Annotated in this window: 22 protein-coding genes, 2 tRNA genes and 1 pseudogene; 13 read left to right on the top strand and 12 right to left on the bottom strand. The window is 72.8% G+C overall.

Features of this window, described 5'->3' with window-relative positions; all coding sequences use genetic code 11:
- Nucleotides 1-126 precede the first annotated feature (126 nt).
- The gene (locus LJ221_RS09040) at nt 127-585 is read left to right on the top strand and encodes a tyrosine-type recombinase/integrase (protein ID WP_241715249.1); all 459 of its coding nucleotides are present in this window, start codon (nt 127-129) and stop codon (nt 583-585) included.
- A gap of 49 nt (nt 586-634) precedes the next feature.
- Here LJ221_RS09040 and LJ221_RS09045 read toward each other — a convergent pair.
- The 3 genes and pseudogenes from LJ221_RS09045 to LJ221_RS09055 all read right to left on the bottom strand — a co-directional run.
- Nucleotides 635-707, bottom strand: a tRNA-Arg gene (locus tag LJ221_RS09045).
- A gap of 56 nt (nt 708-763) precedes the next feature.
- Nucleotides 764-2,611, bottom strand: a complete 1,848-nt coding sequence (locus tag LJ221_RS09050; protein WP_241715251.1) for a glycoside hydrolase family 3 protein — start codon at nt 2,609-2,611, stop codon at nt 764-766.
- A gap of 415 nt (nt 2,612-3,026) precedes the next feature.
- Nucleotides 3,027-3,480, bottom strand: a pseudogene (locus LJ221_RS09055) (N-acetyltransferase family protein); the annotation flags it as partial.
- A 240-nt stretch (nt 3,481-3,720) separates the two neighbouring features.
- Here LJ221_RS09055 and LJ221_RS09060 point away from each other — a divergent pair.
- A complete protein-coding gene (locus LJ221_RS09060) occupies nt 3,721-4,737 on the top strand; it encodes an RNA polymerase sigma factor RpoD/SigA (RefSeq protein WP_241715252.1) in 1,017 nt (338 codons plus the stop codon).
- Nucleotides 4,738-4,956: 219 nt separating this feature from the next.
- Here the strand turns inward: LJ221_RS09060 and LJ221_RS09065 are convergent, their stop codons facing one another.
- Nucleotides 4,957-6,009: a P1 family peptidase gene (locus LJ221_RS09065; RefSeq protein WP_241715254.1), complete on the bottom strand. Its 1,053-nt coding sequence runs from the start codon at nt 6,007-6,009 to the stop codon at nt 4,957-4,959.
- 52 nt (nt 6,010-6,061) lie between these two features.
- On the opposite strand from LJ221_RS09065, the gene LJ221_RS09070 reads away from it, so the two are divergent.
- A complete protein-coding gene (locus LJ221_RS09070; protein ID WP_241715257.1) occupies nt 6,062-6,280 on the top strand; it encodes a hypothetical protein in 219 nt (72 codons plus the stop codon).
- 48 nt (nt 6,281-6,328) lie between these two features.
- Here LJ221_RS09070 and mscL read toward each other — a convergent pair whose 3' ends face one another.
- The 6 genes from mscL to LJ221_RS09100 form a co-directional block, all read right to left on the bottom strand.
- Nucleotides 6,329-6,910 (bottom strand): large conductance mechanosensitive channel protein MscL, encoded by a 582-nt coding sequence (mscL, locus tag LJ221_RS09075; RefSeq protein WP_241715259.1) that lies wholly within the window; start codon nt 6,908-6,910, stop codon nt 6,329-6,331.
- Between the two features lie 108 nt (nt 6,911-7,018).
- Entirely contained in the window at nt 7,019-7,471 is a 453-nt protein-coding gene (locus LJ221_RS09080) for an RcpC/CpaB family pilus assembly protein (RefSeq protein WP_241715260.1), read from the bottom strand.
- Between the two features lie 464 nt (nt 7,472-7,935).
- On the bottom strand, nt 7,936-8,766 hold the full coding sequence (locus LJ221_RS09085; protein WP_241715263.1) for an S-methyl-5'-thioadenosine phosphorylase: 831 nt from the start codon (nt 8,764-8,766) through the stop codon (nt 7,936-7,938).
- A gap of 106 nt (nt 8,767-8,872) precedes the next feature.
- Nucleotides 8,873-9,181, bottom strand: a complete 309-nt coding sequence (locus LJ221_RS09090) for an FmdB family zinc ribbon protein (RefSeq protein WP_241715265.1) — start codon at nt 9,179-9,181, stop codon at nt 8,873-8,875.
- Between the two features lie 145 nt (nt 9,182-9,326).
- Nucleotides 9,327-10,655, bottom strand: coding sequence for an MFS transporter (locus tag LJ221_RS09095; RefSeq protein ID WP_241715266.1), 1,329 nt, complete (start codon nt 10,653-10,655; stop codon nt 9,327-9,329).
- A 304-nt stretch (nt 10,656-10,959) separates the two neighbouring features.
- Nucleotides 10,960-12,441: a potassium/proton antiporter gene (locus LJ221_RS09100; protein WP_241715268.1), complete on the bottom strand. Its 1,482-nt coding sequence runs from the start codon at nt 12,439-12,441 to the stop codon at nt 10,960-10,962.
- A gap of 221 nt (nt 12,442-12,662) precedes the next feature.
- Between LJ221_RS09100 and LJ221_RS09105 the strand changes: the two genes are divergently transcribed.
- A complete protein-coding gene (locus LJ221_RS09105; RefSeq protein ID WP_241715270.1) occupies nt 12,663-15,473 on the top strand; it encodes a penicillin acylase family protein in 2,811 nt (936 codons plus the stop codon).
- Nucleotides 15,474-15,516: 43 nt separating this feature from the next.
- Here LJ221_RS09105 and LJ221_RS09110 read toward each other — a convergent pair whose 3' ends face one another.
- Nucleotides 15,517-16,101 carry a 5-formyltetrahydrofolate cyclo-ligase gene (locus LJ221_RS09110; RefSeq protein ID WP_241715271.1) on the bottom strand — a complete coding sequence of 195 codons (585 nt, stop codon included), beginning with the start codon at nt 16,099-16,101 and terminating at the stop codon, nt 15,517-15,519.
- Nucleotides 16,102-16,351: 250 nt separating this feature from the next.
- Here LJ221_RS09110 and galU point away from each other — a divergent pair, with 250 nt between their 5' ends.
- From galU to LJ221_RS09150, 8 genes are all read left to right on the top strand, one after another.
- Nucleotides 16,352-17,257 (top strand): UTP--glucose-1-phosphate uridylyltransferase GalU, encoded by a 906-nt coding sequence (gene galU / locus LJ221_RS09115; RefSeq protein WP_241715272.1) that lies wholly within the window; start codon nt 16,352-16,354, stop codon nt 17,255-17,257.
- A 4-nt stretch (nt 17,258-17,261) separates the two neighbouring features.
- Nucleotides 17,262-18,653 carry a gephyrin-like molybdotransferase Glp gene (glp, locus tag LJ221_RS09120; RefSeq protein WP_241715273.1) on the top strand — a complete coding sequence of 464 codons (1,392 nt, stop codon included), beginning with the start codon at nt 17,262-17,264 and terminating at the stop codon, nt 18,651-18,653.
- A gap of 64 nt (nt 18,654-18,717) precedes the next feature.
- Nucleotides 18,718-19,227 (top strand): cyclic pyranopterin monophosphate synthase MoaC, encoded by a 510-nt coding sequence (gene moaC / locus LJ221_RS09125; RefSeq protein WP_241715274.1) that lies wholly within the window; start codon nt 18,718-18,720, stop codon nt 19,225-19,227.
- Complete coding sequence (locus LJ221_RS09130) at nt 19,224-19,766, top strand: molybdenum cofactor biosynthesis protein B (protein WP_241715275.1); 543 nt, start codon at nt 19,224-19,226, stop codon at nt 19,764-19,766. The genes moaC and LJ221_RS09130 overlap by 4 nt, the downstream gene beginning before the upstream one ends.
- The gene (locus tag LJ221_RS09135) at nt 19,763-20,389 is read left to right on the top strand and encodes a GNAT family N-acetyltransferase (RefSeq protein WP_241715298.1); all 627 of its coding nucleotides are present in this window, start codon (nt 19,763-19,765) and stop codon (nt 20,387-20,389) included. Before LJ221_RS09130 ends, LJ221_RS09135 begins: the two co-directional genes overlap by 4 nt.
- A gap of 172 nt (nt 20,390-20,561) precedes the next feature.
- Nucleotides 20,562-21,662 carry a gephyrin-like molybdotransferase receptor GlpR gene (glpR, locus tag LJ221_RS09140; protein ID WP_241715276.1) on the top strand — a complete coding sequence of 367 codons (1,101 nt, stop codon included), beginning with the start codon at nt 20,562-20,564 and terminating at the stop codon, nt 21,660-21,662.
- Nucleotides 21,663-21,765: 103 nt separating this feature from the next.
- Nucleotides 21,766-21,839, top strand: a tRNA-Ala gene (locus LJ221_RS09145).
- Between the two features lie 632 nt (nt 21,840-22,471).
- On the top strand, nt 22,472-22,906 hold the full coding sequence (locus tag LJ221_RS09150) for a M48 family metallopeptidase (RefSeq protein ID WP_241715277.1): 435 nt from the start codon (nt 22,472-22,474) through the stop codon (nt 22,904-22,906).
- 14 nt (nt 22,907-22,920) lie between these two features.
- On the opposite strand, the gene LJ221_RS09155 is transcribed toward LJ221_RS09150, so the two are convergent.
- Nucleotides 22,921-23,181, bottom strand: a complete 261-nt coding sequence (locus LJ221_RS09155; RefSeq protein ID WP_241715278.1) for a winged helix-turn-helix domain-containing protein — start codon at nt 23,179-23,181, stop codon at nt 22,921-22,923.
- A gap of 617 nt (nt 23,182-23,798) precedes the next feature.
- Between LJ221_RS09155 and LJ221_RS09160 the strand changes: the two genes are divergently transcribed.
- Nucleotides 23,799-23,975: a hypothetical protein gene (locus LJ221_RS09160; RefSeq protein ID WP_241715279.1), complete on the top strand. Its 177-nt coding sequence runs from the start codon at nt 23,799-23,801 to the stop codon at nt 23,973-23,975.
- The last annotated feature ends 462 nt before the right edge of the window (nt 23,976-24,437 follow it).

Here is a 24,437-nt window from a genome sequence, read left to right on the forward strand (position 1 = left end):
CCCACATGATCACCAGCGGCCATGCCTGTTCTGCGTCCAGGGGCGCCTCCGGCAGAAGCCAACAAGCCGTCACATCCGGCTCTCAGCAGGCGAACCGCCCACCTCGGCACTTCTCAAAGGCCCTGGGTGGAGACCGGCAGGGTCTTCACGCGGGAGAACGGAGAACCGCTCCACCCCGCCAACGTCACACGGCGGTTCATCGAGTTGTACGAGGAGGCCGGCCTTCCACCGATCCGGCTCCACGACCTACGCCACGGCGCGGCGACTCTGGCTCACGCGGCCGGCGCTGATCTGAAGGACATCCAGGAGATGCTCGGCCACTCCTCGATCACCATCACGTCGGACACGTACACGAGCCTGCTCCCGGAAGCGGATCTGGCGATCGCCGAGGCCGCCGCCCGGCTGGTCCCGCGTGCTCGTACCACCTCGGAGGACACCGCCCCAGAAGCGGAGACCCAGCCCAACGGCGGGAAGGAACTCGGCCCGGAGTCCGTGCCGGATGGTGCTGGTCCGTCGGGCGATATTCGGGAGATCAACAACCCGTCCGCTCACGCAGACGGCCCCGGACGAGGAGTCCGGGGCTGAGTAAGGCGCTTCCCCGGGGAGAAACCCCAGGTCAACGCCTGATGCGCTGTGCCCCCGGCAGGATTCGAACCTGCGACACCCGCTTTAGGAGAGCGGTGCTCTATCCCCTGAGCTACGAAGGCGTGACGCAGGACAGGTTAGCGGATGAGTGCGGGGCGTGCCGAACGTGCTGGGCGGATCAGTACGTCAGGCCGTGTCCGAAGGGGTAGAGGGTGCCGGTGGAGTCGGCGTCCGGGACGGCGACCGGGAGCCGGCCGGCGGGGGAGAGGTCGCCGTAGACTGCGCGGACGGCGGCCCGGAGGGAGGGGGCGCCGTAGGAGTAGGTGGCCAGGTAGACGGGGACGCCGGGGAAGCGGCGGATGTCGTACGGGTTGCGGACGGCGACGGCGACGAAGGGTGTGCCGGTGTCCATCAGGGCCTGGACCAGCCTCGCCTGGGCGGCGCCCCTCTCCGAGCCCGCCGCGGCCGCGTTGACGGAGACGATCACCAGGCCGTGGCCCGCCGCCGCGCCCGCCGCCTCGGTGATGCGGTCCGTGGAGGGGATCGCGCCCGTCTCCAGGACGGCGGCGCTCTGGCCGGGCCGCTCGGCGACGGCGTCGGCGAGGGTCCGGGTGGTGTCCACCCCCCAGCCGGCGACCAGGACGGAGCGTGCGCCGGAGGAGAGGGGGAGGAGGGGCCCCTCGTTCCTGACCAGGGTGACGGTGCGGTCGGTGATGGCCTGGGCGTCGACCCTGTGGCGTTCGGCGCCGACGGTGCGGACGGCGCGCCGCTCGTTCACGTACGGGTGCCGGAAGAGATCACGGCGGAGCTTGTGTGCCAGGATCCGCTCGACCGAGGCGTCCAGGCGGGAGACGGGGATCTTCCCGCCGCGTACGGCCTCCAGGACGGCGTCGTAGGCGATGTCCGGCTTCGGCGCCAGGACGAGCTGGTCGCAGCCGGCTTCGAGGGCCCGGACCGGCGCCACGTCCGGGGGGAACTGGCCCGAGGCGCCCCGCATGTCCAGGGCGTCGGTGACGATCAGGCCCTCGAAGCCCAGCTCCTCGCGCAGCAGCCCGGTGACGATCGGCTGCGACATGGTGGCCGGGACGCCCGACGGGTCCAGGGCCGGGACGACGATGTGGGCCGTCATGATCGTGTCGACACCGCGCGCGATGGCGGCCCGGAAAGGCGGCAGGTCGAGGTTCTCCAGTTCCTCGCGGGTGTGGTCGATCCGCGGGAGGCCGGTGTGGCTGTCGGTGTCGGTGTCGCCGTGCCCAGGGAAGTGCTTGGCGGCGGAGGCGATCCGGCCGCGGTGGTAGCCGCTCACGGAGGCGTCGACCAGGGAGGCGCACAAGGCGGGGTCGGAGCCGAAGGAGCGGACGCCGATGACCGGGTTCTCGGGGTTGACGTTGACGTCGGCGACCGGGGCGTAGTTCTGGTTGACGCCCATCGCCGCCAGCTCCAGACCGATGATCTCGGCCGAGCGACGGGTGCCGGCGGTGGACCGGCCCGCCGCCAGCGCCATGTTGCCGGGCAGGAGGGTGGCGGGGTCGGTGAGACGATAGACGACGCTGCCGCCCTCCTGGTCGATGGAGACCAGCAGTGGCACGCGGGCGCCGGCGCGGCGCGCGGCCCGCTGGAGGCCGTTGGACAGGCGAGCGGTCTGGAGCGGATCGCGGACGTTGTCGGGGCCGCGTCGGGCGTCGAAGTAGATGATCCCGCCCGGCCGGTACTTGGCGATGACCTCGGCGGGGGTGTCCACGCCGTACAGGGCGCGGTTGCCGGCGGAGACCGTGCCGGCGGCCTGCCCGTAGACCTCGACGACGAAGAGCTGCCCGACCTTGTCCTCCAGGGACATCTGCCGGACCAGGGCCCGGGCCCCAGCGCGCGTGCGGGCGCGGTCGGTGTCGGCGGCCGGTACGGCGTTCGGTCCGGTGGCGGCGTTCGCCGGCGAGGGGAGGGAGTCGGAGGCGGCCAGCGCCGCGGTGACACCCAACAGGCCGGTGGTGAGGGCTTGTCTGCGGCTGGGAGTCGCGGGCTGCTGCATCGGGGCTCTCCTCACATGTGCGGACGGAACGGGTGGGGCCGGTGGTACGCGTGCGGAAAGGGCGGCATGCGGGCGGGCGGAGGGGATGCCGGAGCCGTGGCGGCCACATCGTTCCAGCGCGCCGGGCCCGCGGCCAGAGGGGTGCGGGACTGTCAGTGGTCGGGCCAATGGCAGGGTGCGGAGGGGTGCGGAGGGGCGCGGATGGGTCCGTGGGCGGAGGCGGGGTGTCGGGCGGGGCCCGGGTGGGGTGCTTCGGACGGGCCCACCGGGATTGTGCGGTGGGAGTCGGCGCCGGGTGCGGCGCCGCGCTGCGGAGGAGCGGTTCGGTGGCCCCGGAGGGTGACGGGGGAACGCGTCCGGCGGATGCCGCGCGCGGGCGGTGCGGGCGCGCGGGTGGCGCGCGCCTTCGGGAGTCCAGTGGCTTCTCGTACCAGGCCACGTCCCAGTACCGGCCGAACTTCCGGCCGACCTCGCCGTAGGTGCCGACGTGGCGGAAGCCGAAGTGGGTGCGGAGGCGCCCGGAGGCCTCGTTGGCTGGGCCACGGCCGCGTGGGCACGGTGGACGTCCTCGCCGTCGGGGGCGTCGAGGAGGCGCTCGTACAGCAGGGCGCCGATGCCCCGCCCGCGGGTGTCGGGTGCGAGGTGGACGCTGACCCCGACCGAGGCGGAGCGGGCGGGCCTGGGCGGAACGGGCTGTTGGTGGCGTGACCCAGGACGCGGTTCGAGTCCTTCTCCAGGGCGACCAGGAGGCGGTGCGGGCCGTCCTCGGGGTGGGAGAGCGGTCAGGGGCGTCTGGCCTCGGTGGTGAGGGGCACGGTGGCGGGTGTGACGGGGGTCTCACGGGCGTAGTGGTCGTAGATGTCCGTCAGATTCGGAAGGCCGCCTTACTCGCCCGCTCTGACCTGGACTTCTCCGCGCTCCGCCATGGAAGGCATCCTCTGTGTGGCGGTGCAGAATACCGCAAGAACCGGAAGAACGATGCGCGCCGCGGGAATTCTGTCCGGATTGAAGTCGTTGATTCCATCGGAACGGGCACCCGAGTACAGGAGACGCCGGGTGGCTGGACCGCCACCGACCAGTTGTAGACCACGACTCGCAAGGGAGTACGCATGGCAACCCGTGCCGTCGCCCGTCGTCAGGCCGATCCCAACGGCGCTGACGAGGCACGACCTGTACGTACCTCGTCGGCGGGGGATGTAGCGGACCGGGACTTGGTCGGCATGTACCTCGACGAGATCGCCCGGACCCCGCTGCTGGACGCGGCGAAGGAGGTCGAGCTCTCGCTCGCCATCGAGGCGGGTGTGTACGCCCGGCGTGTCCTCGACGGCGGGGTCGAGCCCGTCTCGGAGGACTCGCCGGCCGCGACCGCGACCCGCGAGGAGCTGGAAGCCGTGGCCGCCGAAGGCGAGCGCGCCAAGGACGTCTTCATCCGCTCCAACCTGCGCCTGGTCGTCGCCGTCGCGCGGCGCTACCCCCGCAGCGGCCTGCCGCTGCTGGACCTGATCCAGGAGGGGAACGCGGGCCTGGTGCGGGCGGTGGAGAAGTTCGACTACCGCAAGGGCTTCAAGTTCTCCACGTACGCGACGTGGTGGATCCGCCAGGCCATCACGCGGTCGATCGCCGACCAGTCGCGCACCATCCGCCTCCCCGTCCACCTGGTCGAGGAGCTGGGACGGATCCGGCGTGTGCAGCGGGAGTTCAACCGCGAGCACGGCCGCGACCCCGAGCCCGCCGAGATCGCGGAGGAGCTGGGCTCCAACCCCGAGCGCGTCACGGACGTGCTGGACTGGGCGCGCGACCCGGTCAGCCTGAACATGTCCGTGGACGATGAGGGCGAGACGCAGTTCGGCGACCTGTTGGAGGACACCTCCGCGACCTCTCCCGAGGACTCCGTGCTGGTGATGCTGCGGCGTGAGGAACTGGAGGACATGATCGGTCGGCTCGACGACCGGACGGCCTCCATCATCCGGGCGCGCTACGGCATCGAGGACGGACGCGAGCGCACGCTGACGGAGGTCGGCAAGCAGCACGGCCTGACGAGGGAACGCATTCGGCAGATCGAGAAGCACGCCCTGCTCGAACTGAAGAAGATGGCCCATGACACGGGCTTCGACGCGGCGGCGTGACGGTGCCCGGCGAGGTGGTGGACACCGCGCCGTGACGGGACACGACAGAAGACCACCGGATACGCCCCCTGGACAGGGACCCCGGCGCACTCCCCCCCCAGCGCCGGGGTCCCGCTGTGTCCGGGACCGGTGGTGCCGGCACTCCGGCGCGACCCCCGGGCGAGGTCGTACGGGACGAGGCCGTGGGACTCGAAGGGCGGAAGCCGGGGTCGTACCGGCTCAGGGGCGGCCGTAGAGGTCGTGGTACGCCGGGAACACCCCACCCGGGCCGTCCACGCCCTCCGCGGCCCGCACCGCTTTGACCACCGCACGCGTCAGGGTGTCGGCGCCAGCCGCCAGCACGTCGTTGATCTCCTCCGCCTCCGGGCGGCGGGCGCCGGTGGACAGGGCGAAGACGGTGTCCCCGTCGGTGAGCAGATGCACCGGGCGGACCGCGCGGGCCAGCCCGTCGTGTGAGGTGCCCGCCAGCTTCTGCGCCTGAGCGGGAGCGAGCTCCGCGTCGGTGGCCACCACGGCCAGCGTGGTGTTGAGCGGTGGCCGCACCGAGGCGGCCGAACGGCGTTCCGACTCCTGCTGGGCGGCGGCCAGGGCCCGCAGCGCCTCGGCGTGCTCAATCTCCCGGGGGAAGACCGGTCGCTTGCCGTACAGCTCGCCGTAGAGCACGCCTGTGGCCGGGTCCAGAGCCGAACCCACCGCGTTGACCACGGCCAGCGCGCCCACCGTGGTGCCCGACGGCAGGGTTGTGCTCGCGGTGCCCACCCCGCCCTTGAGGCCACCGGCCACGGCCCCCGCACCGGCCCCGACGTTGCCCTGAAGGACCGGCTCGCCGACGCTTGTACGGGCGGCCGCTTCGGCCGCCTCCCAGCCGAGCGCGGCATCGGGGCGGGCGCGCCAGGAACCGCCGCGGCCCAGGTCGAAGAGGCAGGCGGCCGGGACCACGGGCACCACCTGGTCCGGTTCCGGGCCGACGGGGAAGCCCCTGCCTCTCTCCTCCAGCCAGGCCGTCACCCCGCAGGCGGTGTCCAGGCCGAAGGCGCTGCCCCCGGTCAGTACCACGGCGTCGACGCGCTCCACCAGATTGCGCGGATCCAGGGCGTCGGTCTCCCGGGTGCCGGGACCGCCGCCCCGCACGTCCACGGCGGCGGTCGCCCCGCCCTCCGGCGCGAGGACCACGGTCGTGCCCGTCAGCCAGCCGTCGCCGATCCGCTGGGCGTGGCCGACCCGCAGGCCCTGGACATCCGTCAGTGCGTCGTTGACCCTCAAGGTGCTCATGGGGCCATGATCCTCCTCCCGGGGGCGAGCCGGGCGGCCGTACCCTGGGGGGATGAGCATTCCCGCCGCTTCCGGCCGTGGCTCCGCGTCCCGCGACGAGCCCCGCGACCCGGCATCCGTGCTGGACTTCTCCGATCCGCTGAGCCGCCCCGCGGCCGACGACACCGACCGGGGCTGGGGCGAGCGTCCGGAAACGGGCGATGACGGCGGCGACGGCGGTGCGGGCGATCTGGCCCGTTTCCTGGACGAGAGGCCCCCGCACCATCTGTGAGGCCGCGCCGTCGCCGCTGCCCGCGCGGCGCTCCGGGAAGCGTCCGGGTCAGGCCTTCCCGGGGGTGTTCCCGGAGGTTCCGGATGTCCTCTCGGAATCGGGCTGGGCACCGCTGTCGGAGGCCTTGCGCTGCGCCGCCAGCAGGGCGGCGGCGTCCGTGGTGCCGTTGTCGCCGCGCTGGGCCAGCAACGCGTCGCGGATCTCGATGAGCAGCTCCACCTCGGTCTTCTGCACCGGGGTCGCGGCCGCCTCCGCCGCCTCCTTGGCGCTCAGGGCGTCCAGCCGCTCCTTGAACTTGTTCATCGGCACGATCATCAGGAAGTAGACGACCGCGGCGGTGATCAGGAAGGTCAGCACGGCGCTCAGCACCGAGCCCCACTTGATGGCGATGCCGCTGAGGGCCGCACCGGTGGCCTCGTCGAAATCGCACGGGCCCTGGAGGCAGGACTGGTAGCGGTCGAGGTCCTTGGGGCCGATGGAACCCACCACCGGGTTGATGACGCCTTCCACCACCGAGTTCACGATCTTGGTGAAGGCCGCTCCGATGACGACGGCAACGGCCAGATCGACCACGTTGCCCCGCATCAGGAATGACCTGAACCCGGTCAGAATGCCCTGCTTCTCGCTCAAGGGACTGCCTCTCCTCCGCACACGTGCTCCGGCCTCCGCCGGGTGAACGCAGCACACGCTGCACGAACCCCGCACGCACTGTCCAGTCCGGGACCCGGCGGGCGGCGGTCAGCACAGCGTCACCGCCAGAAGTGAGTGTGCCGCCGCGCCGGCGAGCCGGGCGGCCGCCGGCCGGGATACCGAGAGCACCACCAGCGCCCCCTCCCGGCCGCCGGGACCGGCCTCCGGGCCGGAGGCCGGCTCGGGTACGGCCGTCACCCGTACGTTCCGGGCGATGGTCCGTGCGCGGCCCGCCGGGCCGCCGTCCGGGGTGGCCAGCACGTCCACCCTGTCCCCGGGACGCAGCAGCCGCACCGCCTCCGCGTCGGGGATCCGGACCGGGGCGTCCACCGTCGTGCCGCCGTCCCGGCCGTCCGCGGAAGGGGGCGGGGCGGGGGCCGCCGGTGCTTCTCCGGCCGCGGGCCGGGCTGCCGGAGGAGTACCGTGCCCTTCCCCGCTTCCGTCCGCGGGCGCCTCCCAGAGGGCGGCGCCCGCGGAGGCGACGGCCAGCAGCAGGGCCATCGCCCGGAACCACCGGCCCGCGGCCCGGAGGGAGCCAAGAGCACTCCGCCCCGCGCGCACCGGTTCGAACTCCGGCACGGGGCCGGCGGGTGGAGGGCTCGAGGGCGGGGGCAGGGAGTGGGGTGTGGAGAGGGAGGAGGACGGAGGGGGGACGGAGGTCGGGCAGGAGGGAGAGAGCGGAGGAGGGGAGAGAGGTGCGAAAAGGGTGGAAGGGATGGAAGGGGTGGAGGGGGTGGGGACGGGGGCGGACTGGAGGGAAGAGGACATCGAGGTCACCGCCTTGTGGTGGGAAGACCTCGACGATGTCCGGTTCCGCGGCGATCCGCTGGAGCCTGTGGGTTACCCACCGGTTGTGGACAACTCGCTCGCCCGCACGAGGGATACACGAGGGACGGAGGTCGCACGAGCCGCTCCCGCCCCCACCCTCAGGCCCTCCACCGGCCGGGCCCGGAGGCCGGTCGCGCCTACGGAAGCTCGATCCCCGTGTCCATCCCGTCCAGCGCCGTCGCGCAGTCGCAGTCCCGCTCCGCCGGCAGCCCGGCCACCGTGTCGAAGAGCACCTCGCGCAGCCGTCCGACGTTCTGCGTGAAGACCTGGAGCACCTCCTCGTGCGAGACGCCCTCACCAGTCTCCGCTCCGGCGTCCAGGTCGGTTACCAGCGCGATCGAGGAGTAGCACAGCCCCATTTCGCGGGCGAGGACCGCCTCCGGATGCCCGGTCATCCCGACCACCGACCAGCCCTGCGCCGCGTGCCAGCGCGATTCCGCGCGGGTGGAGAAGCGCGGTCCCTCGATCACCACCATGGTGCCGCCGTCCACCGGCTCCCAGTCATGTCCGCGCGCCGCCTCGACGGCCACCGCTCGGCCCGTCTCGCAGTACGGGTCGGCGAAGGACAGGTGCACCACATTCGGCACCGAGCCGTCGGGCAGCGCCTCGCCGTCGTAGTAGGTCTGGACGCGGGACTTGGTGCGGTCCACGAGCTGGTCCGGTACCACCAGCGTGCCGGGCCCGTACTCGGGCCGCAGACCGCCCACCGCACACGGCCCCAGCACCCGCCGCACACCGACCGAGCGCAGGGCCCACAGGTTGGCCCGGTAGTTGATCCGGTGCGGGGGAAGGTGGTGTTTGCGGCCGTGCCGGGGCAGGAAAGCCACCCGGCGTCCAGCGATCTCGCCGATGAAGAGGGAGTCGCTGGGCTCGCCGTACGGCGTGTCCACCGCGACCTCCATCACGTCGTCCAGGAAGGAGTAGAACCCGGACCCGCCGATGACGCCTGTCTCCGCCTGTGCGCTCATGGCCGAACACCCTAGCCCTGTACGCCGCGACCCCGCAGCGGTGCGCCGCCGCGGGGCCGGGACGGGCCGGTTCCGGCCCCGGACCGGAGGGCGGCAGGCGGCGGAGTCAGGCCGCCGAGGAGCCCGCCTTGGACGACGAACCGCCGGACGAGCCCGAGCTCTTCTCGGAAGAAGAGGACGACGCCGACGAGGACGACGCCGACGAGGACGACGCCGACGAGGACGACGCCGACGAGGAGCCGCGGCTGTCGTTCCGGTAGAAGCCGGATCCCTTGAAGACGATGCCGACCGCGGAGAACACCTTCTTCAGGCGGCCCTTGCAGCTCGGGCACTCGGTGAGCGCGTCGTCGGTGAACTTCTGAACCGCTTCCAGGCCCTCGCCGCACTCGGTGCACTGGTACTGATAGGTCGGCACTTGCTCCTCCTGGCACTCTTCCCTGTGGAGTGCTAACGACGCACCATGGTGCAGTATTCCGGCGGCTTAGTCCACCGGGAGCGGCCGACGGTGACTCTCGCCACGCCCCGGAGCGCCTCTCCCGTCCTCCGTCCGGGGCCCTCCGTCACCCGGTTCGCGGTCCCTCCCCAGCGCCCGTCTGCCCGCTGTCCGGCTCCAGCCATCCGCGCAGCGCCGCCACCGTCACCAGCGCCAGCGCCGTGGCGGCCAGCGGCACCGTGAACCCGGCGCTCGCCCCGAAGCCGTCCGTCAGCCGCCCGGCGGCCGCCGCGGCGCATGCCTGCCCCATCGCCACCGCACCGGCCATCCAGGTGAACGCCTCGGTGCGCACGCCCGCCGGCGCCAGTCGTTCCACCAGGGTGAATCCGGTGATCAGACTCGGCGCGATGCCCATGCCCGCCAGCAGTCCGAGGACGGCCAGCAGCGGGACCATGTCCACCGCCCACAGCGGCGCGGTGGCGAGCGTCAGCAGCGCGTATGCCGTCAGCAGTCGGCGCTGCGGGGCCGAGCGCCAGGTCAGGGCGCCGAAGACGAGGCCGGCGAGCATGTTGCCCGCGGCGAAGACGCCGTACAGCACGCCGTTGAGACCGGGCTGGCCGATGGATTCGGTGAAGGCGGCCATCGACACCTGCATCCCGCCGAAGACCGCGCCGATGCCGAGGAAGGCGACGATCAGCACCCGTACGCCCGGCACCGACAGCGCCGAGGCGGGCGGCGCACCGCCCGCCCCCCGGGCGCGGCGGTGGGCGGGGGGCGCGGCACGGCGCTGGGCCGCGAAGAGCAGTCCGCCGACGACGGTCAGGGCCGCCTCGGCGGACAGCCCGGCGGCGGGGTGCACCCCGGTGCACAGTGCGGTGGCCAGGACCGGGCCGATGACGAAAGTGAGCTCGTCGGTGACCGACTCGAACGCCGCCGCCGTCGACAGCAGCCGGGCCCCACCCGGCCCGTCCGGCCCGTTCCGCACGCCCGGCGGACCCGATCCGCCCGGCGAGCCCGGTGCGCCCCTGAGCAGGTGCGCCCAGCGGGCCCGCACCATCGGGCCGACCTGCGGCACCGATGCGCCGGCCGGTACGGCCGCCAGCAGCAGCGCCCACAACGGCGCCCGGGACAGCGCCAGGGCCGTCAGCGCACCCACGGCGGTGGCGTGCAGCAGCACCCCGGGCACCAGGACGGCGCGCTGGCCGAAGCGGTCGGCGAGCCGGCCGCTTCGCGGCGCGAACAGGGCCATCGACACGCCGGTCACGGCGGAGACGGTGCCCGCCGTGCCGAACGATCCGGTGGTGTCCTCGACCAGCAGCACGATGCCGAGCGTCAGCATCGCGAAGGGCTGGCGGGCCAGGAAACCGGGCAGCAGGAACGTCCACGCACCGGGAGTGCGCAGCAGGCCCCGATAGCCGGGCTTCCGGTCAGTGACGGGAGTGACCGTGGTGGCCACGGCCGTACCTTTCTGCCGCCTGGTAGCGCACCGCGCCGCTGTACGGCGCACGGCGGCGCGGTACGGCGGGGCACGCCGAAGGCCGTCCTCTCGCACGGACCGCGGCGTGTGGTCGACCGGGCGGCCGTGCCGGCCCTGCATCAGGCGGGGTCGAAACTCCGGTAGCTCCGAAAGTCGGACAAACGTACGGCCTCAGGGTAGCCGATCAACCCGCGGGTCCGGCCGAACCCCGCCCGCGTCTCCACGCCAGCGTCTCCCTGCCTCGCACCCTGTCCCCGCTCCCGTCCGTTCTCCCAGCAGCCCTTCAGTCCTTCCGCAGCGCCGAACTGCCCGCCGTCCCCAGCCAGCCCGCCAGCTTGCCGCCCCGGCCCACGGCCATCAGCCGCCGCTCGGTGGCGTCCCGCACCGCGTCGGTGGCGATCACCAGCAGTTCGTCGCCATGCCGCAGGACGGTCGAGGGCGAGGGCACGAAACTGCTGTCCTCCCGTACGACCAGGGTGACCGCCGCGCCTTTCGGCAGCCGCAGCTCGGTCACCTCCACGCCCCGCATGCGCGAGCCGTCGGGGATGGAGACCGCGATCAGATGCCCGCGCAGCCGCTCCAGCGGGGCCGACTCGATCTCCAGGTCCTGCGTGTCGCCGGCCTTGTCCAGCCCGAGCCGGCGGGCGGCCCACGGCAGGGTCGGCCCCTGGAGCAGGGTGAAGACCACGACCAGCACGAAGACGATGTTGAAGATCCGCCGACTGCCCTGCACCTGGTCGACCATGGGGATCGTCGCCAGGATGATCGGCACCGCGCCGCGCAGCCCCGCCCACGACATCAGCGTCTGCTCCCGCCAGGGGAGCCGGAAGGGCAGGGAGCACAGCACCACGGACGCCGGCCGTGCCACCAGCGTCAGCACCCCTCCGAGTACCAGCGCCGCCCAGAAGTCGCGCAGCAGCTCGGAGGGGGCGGCCAGCAGGCCGAGCAGCACGAACAGGCCGATCTGCGCGATCCACGCCATGCCGTCGGCGAACCCCCGGGTGGCGGGGCGGTGCGGCAGCCTGGAGTTGCCGAGGACGACCGCGCTGACGTAGACCGCCAGGAACCCGCTGCCCTGGGCCAGCGCACCCCCGGCGTACGCCAGGACGCACAGCGCCATCACCGCGATCGGGTACAGGCCCGAGGCGGGCAGCGCGACCTGCCGCAGCCCGTACTCGCCCAGCTTGCCGACGGCCAGCCCGACCGCGAGCCCGATGGCCAGCTGCAGCGCGATCTGCCCGAGCAGGACGTACCACGAATCCATCGGGCCGGCCGAGGCGAAGGCGACGACCAGGATCACCACCGGGGCGTCGTTGAATCCGGACTCCGCCTCCAGCATCCCCGTCAGGCGGGGCGGCAGCGGCACCTTGCGCAGCACGGAGAAGACCGCCGCGGCGTCCGTCGAGGAGACGACCGCCCCCATGATCAGCGCCGGACGCCAGTCCAGTCCCACCAGGTAGTGGGCTCCCGCGGCGGTGACGCCCACACTGACCGCGACGCCCGCGGTCGCCAGTACGGCCGCGGCGGGCACCGCCGGGCGGATCTGGTGCCACTTGGTGCCCAGACCGCCCTCGGCGAGGATCACCACGAGTGCCGCGTAGCCCAGCACCTGGGTCAGTTCGGCGTTGTCGAACTCGACCCCGAGCCCGTCCTGTCCGATGACGAGCCCGATGCCGAGGTAGATCAGAAGGCTGGGGAGCCCTGTGCGGGATGAGAGCCGGACGGCCGCGACGGCGACGAGCAGGACGAGCGCGGAGACCAGCATGAGTTCGTTGAGGCGGTCAACAGTCAGAAGCGGGTCCTTCCGTAGGCACGCGGAAGCGAACGGCCGGAACCCGACCGCCGGGAGATCATTGCGTTGCCTAATAATTTACCATTGCTTGAATCTTCGGCTCCCGATGCTCGGCCTCCCTGCCGACCGGTGATCCGGCTCGTCCTATGGTTGCTCCAGCACCTCAGGTCCCACCCTGCCCTCGAAGGACAGCGATGCCCGCCAAGAAGACCCCGCGACGCGCCCGCCTCCTCGTGATCGTAGTCGTGCTGCTGCTCGTGGCGGGCGTCGGCTACGGCGCCTACTGGAGCGTCGGCACCGTCCGCGCGTCCTTCCCGCAGACGACCGGCTCGATGGAGCTCGACGGCCTCTCCGCCCCGGTCGCCGTCAAACGCGACGAGCACGGCATACCCCAGCTCTACGCCGACAGTGCCGAGGACCTCTTCCGTGCCCAGGGCTACGTCCACGCCCAGGACCGCTTCTGGGAGATGGACGTACGGCGGCATCTGACGGCCGGCCGGCTGTCGGAGATGTTCGGCGAGAGCCAGGTCGAGACCGACGCCTTCCTGCGTACCCTGGGGTGGCGGAAGGTGGCGCAGGAGGAGTACGACACCAAGCTGTCGGAGACATCCAAGAAGTACCTGCTGGCCTACGCGGAGGGCGTCAACTCCTATCTGGGCGGCCGCAGCGGCGCGGAACTCTCCCTGGAGTACGCGGCCCTCGGCTTCGTCAGCGACTACAGACCGCACAAGTGGTCGCCGGTGGACTCCGTGGCCTGGCTCAAGGCCATGGCCTGGGACCTGCGCGGCAACATGCAGGACGAGATAGACCGGGCCCTGCTCTCCAGCCGCCTGACGAGCGAGCAGATCGAGGCGCTCTACCCGGATTACCCCTACGACCGGAACAAGCCGATCGTCCGGGACGGCGCGGTCGGAGCTCTCGACGGCGCCTACGACCCGGAGGCCGCCGCTGTGGAGAGCGGGAGCGCCGCGCAGAACGGCACCGCGGCCCCCGGTACCTCCGACCCCAGCACCACGGCCCCCGGCGGCGCGGTTTCCCCCGGCGCCGACGGCACCGCCCAGGGCGCCGGTGCGGGCCAGGCCGGCCAGGCCGGCCAGGGCGCACGGCCCCAGCTCGCCGCCCTGGCCGCCTCCCTCGACGCCATCCCCTCCCTCCTGGGCCCCAACGGCGACGGGATCGGCTCCAACTCCTGGGTCGTCTCCGGCGAGTACACGACCACCGGCAAGCCGCTGCTCGCCAACGACCCGCACCTGGCCCCGCAGCTCCCCTCCCTCTGGTACCAGATGGGCCTGCACTGCAACTCGGTCGGCGAGACATGCCCCTTCGACGTCGCGGGCTTCACCTTCTCCGGCATGCCGGGTGTGATAATCGGCCACAACCAGGACATATCCTGGGGTTTCACCAACCTCGGCGCCGACGTCACGGACCTGTACCTGGAGAAGATCGAGAACGGGACCTACCTCTACGACGGCGAGAAGGTCCCGTACGAGGCCCGCGAGGAGGTCATCAAGGTCGCGGGCGGCGAGGACCGGAAGATCACCGTCCGCTCCACCCGCCATGGCCCCCTCGTCTCCGACCGCAGCGGTGAGCTGTCCGGTGTCGGCGACCACGCCCCGGTCGGCGACGTCGCCCCCGACCGCGGCAAGGGCTACGCCGTCGCGCTGCGCTGGACGGCGCTGGAGCCCTCCAGGACCATGGACGCGGTCTTCGAGCTGAACACCGCCACCGACTTCGGCGGGTTCCGCGAGGCCGCCCGGAAGTTCGCCGTCCCCTCCCAGAACCTGGTCTACGCCGACACCGAGGGCAACATCGGCTACCAGGCGCCCGGCCGCATCCCGGTCCGCGCCGAGGGCCACGACGGACGCTACCCGGCGCCCGGCTGGGACCCGGACTACGAGTGGAAGAGCTACATACCGCAGGAGGCCCTGCCCTGGGAGTACAACCCGGAGCGCGGCTACATCGTCACCGCCAACCAGGCCGTGATCGACGCGGAGAAGTACCCCTACCTGCTCACCGAGGACTGGGGTTACGGCGCGCGCAGCCAGCGGATCGACGACCTCATCCAGTCCAAGATCAAGGACGGCGGCAAGGTCTCCACGGACGACATGCGCACCATGCAGCTGGACAGCAGCAGCGAGATGGCCAAGATCCTGGTGCCGTACCTGCTGAGGATCGACGTCGAGGACCCCTACGTCCGCCGGGCACAGGAGCTGCTGGAGGGCTGGGACTACACCCAGGACGCCGACTCCGCGCCCGCCGCCTACTTCAACGGCGTGTGGCGCAACCTCCTCAAGCTCGGCTTCGGCAACAAGCTGCCCAGGGAGGTCCGCGTCGAGGGCGAGTGCCTGCGGGTCCGCCCGGCCGACGAGTCCGGCCCGATCGAGGACCTGAGCGGCAACCCGCGCACCGTCCGCGAGTGCGGCACGCGCGCCCCGTCCTCCGCGCAGCCCGACGGCGGCGACCGCTGGTACGAGGTCGTGCGCACGCTGCTGGACGAGCCCGACAGCGGATGGTGGACCCCCGGCAGCCGCTTCGAGGAGGGCGAGGGCGACCGCGACGCGCTGCTGGCCCGCGCCATGAAGGACGCCCGCTGGGAGCTGACCACCAAGCTCGGCAAGGACATCGAGACCTGGAGCTGGGGCCGTCTGCACCGGCTGATGCTCCAGAACCAGACCCTGGGCACCGAGGGCCCCGGCTTCGTCCAGCACCTGCTCAACCGCGGTCCCTGGGACCTCGGCGGCGGCGAGGCCGCCGTCAACGCCACCGGCTGGAACGCGGCGGGCGGTTACGAGGTGATCTGGGTGCCGTCGATGCGGATGGTGGTCAACCTGGCCGACCTCGACGGGTCGAGCTGGATCAACCTCACCGGCGCCTCCGGCCACGCCTACCACGCCAACTACGTGGACCAGACGGACAAGTGGGCCGAGGGCGAGCAGCTGGACTGGGCGTTCAGCCCGAAGGCCGTCGACGACGCCACCGAGGACACCATGGCGCTCACCCCGTAGCCGCCCTCACCCCGTACCGCCGCGAGCCCCGCGCCCGCCGGTCTCACGCCGTGAAGCGGTGCACCCCCTCGGGGGTCACCGCGGCGTGCACCGGCCGGTCGTGGGGCTCCGCCGGTACCCGGCGCAGGTACTCGCCCGAGTGCAGCAGCACCACCAGCGCCGGCCCGGCCCCGGGCGCCTCGATCCGGGCCAGCATCCGGTCGTAACTCCCTCCGCCGCGTCCCAGGCGCATCCCGCGCCGGTCCACCGCCAGGCCCGGCAGCAGTACGACATCCGCCCCGGTCACCGCCCGCGGACCCAGCCGCTGTCCGGTGGGCTCCAGCAGCCCCCGGCGGGCGGGAGAGAGGAACTCGGCGCCCTCGTACGCGGCCCAGTCCAGGTCGTCGTCCGGCAGCAGCACCGGCAGCAGCACGCGCACGCCGCGCCAGTGCAGTTCGTCCACCAGCGCGCGGGTGTCCGGCTCGCGCCCCACCGAGACGTACGCGGCGACGGTGCGCGCTCCGGCCAGTTCGGGCAGCTCCAGGGCGTGCCGGGCGAGCGCGCCGGCGAGCCGGTGTACGCCGTCCTCCGGCAGGCGGGCCCGGGCCGCCAGGAGGGCGCGCCGCAGGGCCCGCTTCTCGTCGGCCACCGTCCGCGGCCCTTCCCCCGGCGCCGTACCCGGCGCCGCACGTGTACCCCGGTGTGCTCCGGTGATTCCGTCATCCTTCACGCCGTGTTCATCTCCCCGGCTCGATTACGCCAGTCCCTCGCCATGGCAGGCGCATTATCATCCTGCTGGCGCGCCAGCGCGGCCCGAGTGCCGGGATGATTCCCCGTGAACCGCAACGGATCAGTCAGACATGCGCGTTACGTTACAAACCAACGGCTATGGTGCAGACATGACTACCTCGCGTACACGGCGGATCACCAAGGCCGTCATCCCGGCCGCCGGGCTCGGCACCCGCTTCCTTCCGGCGACGAAGGCCACCCCGAAGGAGATGCTGCCGGTCGTCGACAAGCCCGCGATCCAGTACGTGGTGGAGGAGGCCGTCACCGCCGGCCTCCCTGACGTCCTGATGGTCACCGGCCGCAACAAGCGCCCGCTGGAGGACCACTTCGACCGCAACTACGAACTGGAGGAGGTGCTGCGCAGCAAGGGCGACGCGACCAAGCTCACCCGCGTCCAGGAGTCCACCGACCTGGCCACCATCCACTACGTGCGCCAGGGCGACCCCAGGGGCCTGGGCCACGCGGTGCTGTGCGCCGCCCCGCACGTCGGCGACCAGCCCTTCGCGGTCCTCCTCGGCGACGACCTCATCGACGCGCGCGACCCGCTGCTGTCCAGGATGATCGAGGTCCAGGAGACCTACGGCGGCAGCGTCGTGGCGCTGCTGGAGGTCGATCCGGACAGCATCCACCTCTACGGCTGCGCCGTCGCCGAGCCCACCGGCGACGACGATGTCGTACGCGTGTCGGACCTGGTGGAGAAGCCCCGCCGCGAGGACGCCCCCAGCAACCTGGCCGTCATCGGCCGCTACGTCCTGGACCCGGCCGTCTTCGAGGTGCTGCGCAAGACCGAGCCCGGCCGCGGCGGCGAGATCCAGCTCACCGACGCCCTCCAGACACTCGCCGCGGACCAGGGAATCGGCGGCCCGGTCCACGGTGTGGTATTCAAGGGCCGCCGCTACGACACCGGCGACCGCGGGGACTATCTCCGCGCCATCGTCAGGCTGGCGAGCGAGCGCGAGGACCTGGGCCCGGACTTCCGGGCCTGGCTGCGGGACTTCGTCAAAGAGGAGCTGTAGGCACTTGAGCGGTACCCGGTCCGTCGACGAGCACCTGGCCGACATCCTGCGGTCGGTCCGGCCGCTGGAGCCCATCGAGCTGCACCTGCTCGACGCCCAGGGCTGCGTGCTCACCGAGGACGTCCTGGTGCCCGTCTCCCTGCCCCCCTTCGACAACAGCTCCATGGACGGCTACGCGGTGCGCGTCGCCGACGTGGAGAAGGCGGGCGAGGACGCCCCGGCGGTGCTGGAGGTCGTCGGCGACGTGGCGGCGGGCGCCGGCCGGCCGCCCGAGGTCGGCCCTGGCCAGGCCGCCCGCGTGATGACCGGCGCGCCGCTGCCGCCCGGCGCCGAGGCCGTCGTCCCCGTGGAGTGGACCGACGGCGGCGCCGGCGCCGGACGGGCCGGTGCCATGGCCGCCCACAGCGCCGACCCGTCCGGTTCGGACGGCGAGGTCCGCGTCCACCGGCCGGTGACGGCGCGGCAGTACGTGCGGGGCAGGGGGAGCGACGTACGCGCCGGCTCCGTCGCCCTGGAGGCCGGCACCGTCCTGGGCCCGGCGCAGATCGGACTGCTGGCCGCCGTCGGCCGCGGCACCGTCACCGTACGGCCGCGCCCGCGCGTGGTGGTGCTCTCCACCGGCAGCGAACTGGTCCGCCCCGGCGCGCCGTTGGGCCCCGGTCAGATCCACGATTCCAACAGCTTCGCCCTGACCGCCGCCGCCCGCGACGCCGGCGCCATCGCCTACCGTGTCGGCGCGGTGGCCGACGACGCCGCCACCCTGCGCACCGTCGTCGAGGACCAGCTCATACGTGCCGACGCCATCGTCACCAGCGGTGGCGTCAGCGTCGGCGCCTACGACGTGGTCAAGGAGGCGCTCACCGGCCTGGAGGGCACCGTCCTGGGCGGCGCCGAGCCGCCGGGCGAGGCGGAGGACGGGGCCGGCGCGGAGCCGGAGGCGCCCGAGGGCGCCGCGCCGCGGCCCCCCGCGCGCGTGGAGTTCCGCCGCCTGGCCATGCAGCCCGGCAAACCGCAGGGCTTCGGCCTGGTCGGCCCCGACCGGATCCCGCTGTTCGCCCTCCCCGGCAACCCCGTCAGCTCCTATGTCTCCTTCGAGCTGTTCGTCCGTCCCGCCCTGCGCGCCCTGATGGGCCTGGAGCCCGTCGTCCGGCGTACGGTCACCGCCCGCCTGGAGTGCGACGGGCCGATCGCCTCGCCGGAGGGCAGGCGCCAGTTCCTTCGCGGCCGGTACGAGCCCCCGGCCGCCGGCGAGGCGCCGGGCACGGTCCACCCGGTGGGCGGCCCCGGCTCGCACCTGTTGGGCGCGCTGGCCCGCGCCGACGCGCTGGTCGTCGTACCCGAGCGGACCACCGAGGTCGCCCGGGGCGACGAACTGGAGGTCGTCCTCCTGGACTGACGCATCGGTGCCCGTGCCGCGACGGGTACCGTTGACGTCCGGAACGGACCGACGCGGGAGAACGATGAGCAGCGCGCGACAGGGGAGTCCAGCGGACGGGGCCGCGGGCCTCACCCACATCGACGAGGCGGGCGCGGCCCGGATGGTCGACATCTCGGCCAAGGACGTCACCGCCCGCACGGCGCGCGCCACCGGCCGCGTACGCGTCTCCCCCCGGGTGGTGGAGCTGCTGCGCGGCGAGGGCGTGCCCAAGGGCGACGCGCTCTCGGTCGCCCGCGTCGCCGGGATCATGGGCGCCAAGCGCACCCCCGACCTCGTACCGCTGTGCCACCCGCTGGCCCTCTCCGGGGTGGAGGTCGACCTCGCCGTCGCCGACGACGCGGTGGAGATCGCGGCGACGGTGCGCACCACCGACCGCACGGGTGTGGAGATGGAGGCACTGACGGCCGTGTCGGTCGCGGCGCTGACGGTCGTCGACATGGTCAAGGCCGTCGACAAGGGGGCCGTCATCACGGACGTGCGGGTGGAGGAGAAGACCGGGGGAGCCTCCGGGGACTGGAGCCGCGACCGATGACCGACCCCGCGCCCGCTTCCGGGCAGGCCCCCGGATCCGTGCCCATGGGCCGCCGCGCCCTCGCCGTCACCGTCTCCAACCGCGCCGCCGCGGGCGTCTACTCCGACACCACCGGCCCGCTGCTGGCCCGGGCCCTGGGCGCGCTGGGCTTCGCCACCGACGGCCCGCGCGTCGTCCCGGACGGCGAGCCCGTCCAGGATGTACTGCGCGAGGCCGTGGCCGACGGCTACGCCGTGGTGCTCACCACCGGCGGCACCGGCATCTCGCCCACCGACCGCACCCCGGAGATGACCCGGGCCGTACTCGACCACGAGGTCCCCGGCATCCCCGAGGCCATCCGCGCGGCCGGGAGGCCCGAGGTGCCCACCGCCGCTCTCTCGCGGGGCGTCGCGGGCGTCGCCGGGCGCACCCTGATCGTCAACCTCCCCGGCTCCACCGGAGGCGTACGCGACGGCCTGGCGGTCCTGGAACCCCTGCTGCCGCACGCCGTGGACCAGATCCACGGCGGCGACCATCCCAGGAAGGACGCACCCCACTGAACGCCCCCTGGCCGGTCGAGCTGTCGGACGGTGACATCACCCTCCGTCCCATAAGGCTGCGCGACCACCGCGCCTGGCGCGAGGTGAACCAGCGCAACCGCGACTGGCTGCGTCCCTGGGAGGCCACCGTCCCGCCCGCCCTGCCCGGCCGCCTGCCGCCGCGCCGGCCGACGTACCGGCAGATGGTCCGGCACCTGCGGACGGAGGCGCAGGCGGGCCGGATGCTGCCCTTCGTGATCGAGTACCAGGGGCGGCTGGCCGGCCAGCTCACCGTCGCGGGCATCACCTGGGGCTCGATGTGCTCGGGCCACATCGGCTACTGGGTGGACCGGGAGGTGGCCGGACGCGGTGTGATGCCGACGGCCCTCGCGCTCGCCGTGGACCACTGCTTCCGCACCGTCGGACTGCACCGTATCGAGGTCTGCGTCCGTCCGGAGAACGGGCCGAGCCGCCGGGTGGTGGAGAAACTCGGATTCCGCGAGGAAGGACTGCGGCCGCGTTATCTGCACATCGACGGCGCCTGGCGGGACCACCTGGTCTACGCGCTGACCACGGAGGACATCCCGGAGCGTCTGCTGGAACGCTGGCATCGGCGCTCTCTTCCGGGCGCCTCGCATAAATAAAATAAATGTTCGATATTGCCTGAGGAGAAGACACCTTACCGCCATTGGCCGGACACATTCGCGGAGACGGGCCGCCGCAATCACAAAAAACGGTTGAGATATCAGCCGGATCGTGCGACACACCGCGCCAATTGGCGTATCACCCTCGCGAAACCCCTCTACCGTGTGGTGGGTGAGCAGCAGCGGCCTCATCTACGCAGTCATCGTCGGGGCCTGGGCCGCCTACCTGGTGCCGATGTGGCTCCGCCGGCAGGACGAACTCAACGAGAGCCGTCCGACGGAACGCTTCGGCACCGCCATCCGGCTGCTGTCCGGCCGGGCTGGCATGGAGCGCCGGTACGCCAGGAGCCTCAGGGAGGCGGACGGGGACGGCGGCCCCGCCGACGATGACGACCAGGGTGCCCCGGGCGTCGACGTCCGGGCGCTCGCCGACCCCGTGACCGAGCACATCATCCTCCCCGGTCCCGTGACGGTCGCCCGCGCCGAGGCCCCCACCGAGGTACGCCGCCCCCAGCGGGACCGGCCCGGCCGGTCGAACCAGGCGAGTCGGCCCAACCAGCCGGACCAGGGCCAGAAGGGCCGGGCCAAGCTCCTCGTCCGCCGCCGGCGCACCACGATGGTGCTCTTCCTCGCCTTCACGCTCGGCGCGATCGTCGCGGCGGTCGGCGGCATCGCGTTCCTGTGGGCCCCGGCGGTCCCGGCCGGACTGCTGAGCGCCTACATCGCCCATATGCGGGCCCAGGAGAGGCGCCGCTTCGAGTTCGTGATGGACCGGCGCCACGCCGAGGACGCCGCCCGCCACCTGCGCGAGCGCCGCGCGGAGCGGGCGGACCGCGCCACCGGCGGCCGCACCGCCACGGGCCGGGCCGCATCCGGCCACAACACCTCCGCCCGCGCCCCCGAGCCGGGCCCTGAATCCGCCTCCGACCCGGAAGCGGACGAGCGGCGCGCCCTGGTGGAACAGACCGACCACGCCGAGTGGGTGGACGCCCAGCGCCGCGAGCGCACCCCCGCCCCGGTGGAGAGCGGCTGGGAGCCCACCCCCGTACCGCTGCCCACCTACGTCAACGCCCCCGTCGCCCCGCGCACCGCCCGGGCCGTGGACCTGGAGGCCCCGGACGCCTGGAGTTCCGCCCGCTCCACCACGGCCTCCTCCGAACCCGCCCGGCCCTCCGCCGCCCGGGCCCCCTCGCGCTCCTCCGCGCCGCGCCGCCACACCCCGCTCTTCGACCAGTACGCGGACGAGGACCGCCCCCGCGCGGCCAACGAGTGACCCCGCCCGCCCCGGGCACGCCCGTCGCCCCACGCGCCGTGACCAGCGCGGGAACGGATTTCCGCGCACGGGCACGGGGATGCTAGGGTTTCACCCGTTGCAGGGGCCTGTAGCGCAGTCCGGTAGCGCACCTCGTTCGCATCGAGGGGGTCAGGGGTTCGAATCCCCTCAGGTCCACACGGCAGTAAGAAGCCCCTCCCCGGAATCCGGGAGGGGCTTCTTCGTACTCGCTCCGGCATGGAAGCCAGGTCGTGTGCCGCTCGCCGCGAGTTGTGAACTGGGCGGCGGGAGAGACGGGAGGCAGCCAGCCAGCCCAAGGCGACTGAACTCCCGTGTATGGCAGTACATTCAGAACTTCCTATGTGCTGTTGTAGTTCCGCGCGTTGGTGTGCGGATTGCGGCGCCCGGGCCGACCGGGTTGTGCTTTCCTGGGCACGGCTGTGCCCCGGGGTGCTTGCACGCAGAGGCACACACCGGGGCTTACGCCCGCCATCGTAGTGCCCACAGAGGGCGCGATGGCCCCGCGAGGCAGCGACCAGCTCTTCCACGCCGTGCAGCTGACCGTGGCGACCACGGGCGACCGGGCTCGGCACGTTCACGGTCCGGTTGCAGGACTACGTGGTGTGCCGCGACCCGCGCCCCCTCGCAGCGGAGGAGATCGCGTCCACCACCTACCACCCCGGCGACGCCTTCGCGGAGGAGTGAAAGGTCCTCGCGGCCGGAATACTCCACCCGCACCGGCTGCTCGACATCGTGAAGAACTTCGTCGTTTTCGTGGAACGCGACGCGAGGATCGTCGCGGTGGGCCAGTGGCGCTGGCTGGCGGCCGTCTCAGGCTGCGCCGGGATCGCGGGAGTTCGGCGGCCGGGGAACTGGTGGCCTGGTACGCGGAGCGCGGACGGCAGTGGCTGCCCCGGCGCGTGGGCCCCTGGGCGGAACGCCTCGCGTCTCCGCCGGTGGACCTGGTCGTTCGTCCTCTCGGTTACCGCTGGGGTTCCTGCTCGGACCGGGGGGCGCTCAACATCCACTGGGCGGTGATGCAGCTCCCCGCCGCGCTCGTGGACTACGTCCTCGTCCACGAGCTGGCACATCTGCGCGAACCCAACCACTCGCCTGCCTTCTGGCGGCTGGTGGGCAGGGTGCTCCCCGACTACGAGTCCCGTAGGGCGAGGCTGGACGAGTGGGGCGCGAGGGTGTGGCTTCCCGGTGAGGCGGGTTCGGCGGACGGTGCCGCTGGGGGGTGACGGCTGCTGGGCCGCTACTCGCCGTCCTTGTCGGCGGGCGGAGTTTGCGTCACGTACGTGCCCTTCGCGGGGAGTGTCACCACGAGTCCGCGCTCGCGGAGTTCGACGAGAGCACGTCGAATCGTGCCTGCGGCTACGCCGTACTGCTCAGCCAGATCCAACTCACCGGGCAGGCGAGCTCCGGCCCGGAGCTGTCCGCTGCTGATCTTCTGTTCGATGGCGTTGGCCACCTGTGCATACACGTATTCCGGACGTCCGGGGTCGATTTCCTCCATGCGATGAAGGTACGCAGTGAGGTGCGGCGGGGCGCTTCAGGGAAGTGAGCACAACTGCATGCAGTTGTGTGTATTGGACTAGAGTGGTTGTATAGGCAAACAGAAACCCCGGCGACGGTGGGCGCCGTCCCGGGGCATGGCCACCAACTTCGAGGGAGTTGATGACGTGCGGAAGACTATCGCGCGTTTTCTGGGCTGGGCCCTGAGTCCTGCCCTTCTGTGGGTGCTGACACTGCTGTTTCCGGCCACCGGGAGGCGCCGGAGGGGGCGGGCGCCGAAGCGTCGGGCGGCCTCGGTGCGTGCCCTCCGGGCCGGCGGGAGCGCGGCCTGCCCGGCCGTGGGGGAGAAGCCCGCGCGACGGGCCCCGCGCACCTGCGGGGAGATGCCGGATGTGGCATCCGTCCGGCCGTACTGGACGGCGCACGAGCGGTCGGTGCGCCGGCGGCGTCGGCGGGTGCTGTGGATGGCGGCGGTGGGGCTGGATCTCGACACGCGGAACATCCACCTCCAGGCGCACGGCGTCCGCCCCCGGCCCGTCCCGGTGCCCGGCTGGACCGTGGCCGGAGGCGGCCTGGGAGCGGGGCGGGAACGGCGCGGAGGAGACGGAGTACGTCTCCGTGCGCTGTGCGATCGGGGCGCACGGCGAGTGCGCCGAGGCCGAGCCGGGGGAGAGCGGTGTGCCCGGGGTGCGCCACCTGGCGTGTGCCTGCTCCTGCCATCCGGGGCGGGAGGGGAGGGCGGTGTCCGAGCCCGCGCCGCCGCCCGGTGGGGAGGGCTGGTACCGGCTGTGCTAGGTGGCCCGTCCCGGCGGGGAGCCGGACCGGTCGTTCCCCAGCGTGTCCTACGGGGTGCTGATCGGCCGGGACGTGCCGGTGATGCTGCGCGGGATGCGCGGCTGTCCGGCCCCGTCGGTCTTCCACGACCCCGTTCGCGTCCGCGAGGGGGCCGGTACCGGGCGGGGCTGGTCGTACGTGGACGGCGACCTCGCCGTCCACGCCCGCCGCGTCGCCGGGCCGGCCGTACGGCCCTGTCCGGCGGCACGGAGTGGAAGGGAGCGGGCCGGTGATGTCCCACCGCGAGTGCCGCGGGCGTCTGGAGTCGTGTACGTGGACCACCCTTCTGGTCACGGTCTCGGCCGTCGCCGTGGTCCTGCTCCTCCAGGCCGCCCACCGGGGCTGACGCGGGGAGGCGGACCGGACGCGAGCCATGAGGCCCACTGCCTGGCCATGATGATCCACCAGTGGGACTTCGCGCTC

This window comes from Streptomyces sp. CNQ085, from assembly GCF_022614595.1.
Classification (GTDB): Bacteria; Actinomycetota; Actinomycetes; order Streptomycetales; family Streptomycetaceae; genus Streptomyces.

Bases quoted from the DNA above. Each gene is read 5' to 3' on its own strand.
- LJ221_RS09080 (WP_241715260.1), bottom strand. From the start codon at position 7,471: ATGGCCCTGCTGCTGGCCGTCGCCTCCGCGGGCGCCGCCCTCTGGGAG.
- LJ221_RS09065 (WP_241715254.1), bottom strand. From the start codon at position 6,009: ATGAGCACCTTGAGGGTCAACGACGCACTGACGGATGTCCAGGGCCTG.
- LJ221_RS09070 (WP_241715257.1), top strand. From the start codon at position 6,062: ATGAGCATTCCCGCCGCTTCCGGCCGTGGCTCCGCGTCCCGCGACGAG.
- LJ221_RS09085 (WP_241715263.1), bottom strand. From the start codon at position 8,766: ATGAGCGCACAGGCGGAGACAGGCGTCATCGGCGGGTCCGGGTTCTAC.
- LJ221_RS09060 (WP_241715252.1), top strand. From the start codon at position 3,721: ATGGCAACCCGTGCCGTCGCCCGTCGTCAGGCCGATCCCAACGGCGCT.
- moaC (WP_241715274.1), top strand. From the start codon at position 18,718: ATGAGCAGCGCGCGACAGGGGAGTCCAGCGGACGGGGCCGCGGGCCTC.
- LJ221_RS09130 (WP_241715275.1), top strand. From the start codon at position 19,224: ATGACCGACCCCGCGCCCGCTTCCGGGCAGGCCCCCGGATCCGTGCCC.
- LJ221_RS09155 (WP_241715278.1), bottom strand. From the start codon at position 23,181: ATGGAGGAAATCGACCCCGGACGTCCGGAATACGTGTATGCACAGGTG.
- LJ221_RS09105 (WP_241715270.1), top strand. From the start codon at position 12,663: ATGCCCGCCAAGAAGACCCCGCGACGCGCCCGCCTCCTCGTGATCGTA.
- LJ221_RS09050 (WP_241715251.1), bottom strand. From the start codon at position 2,611: ATGCAGCAGCCCGCGACTCCCAGCCGCAGACAAGCCCTCACCACCGGC.
- galU (WP_241715272.1), top strand. From the start codon at position 16,352: ATGACTACCTCGCGTACACGGCGGATCACCAAGGCCGTCATCCCGGCC.
- LJ221_RS09100 (WP_241715268.1), bottom strand. From the start codon at position 12,441: ATGCTGGTCTCCGCGCTCGTCCTGCTCGTCGCCGTCGCGGCCGTCCGG.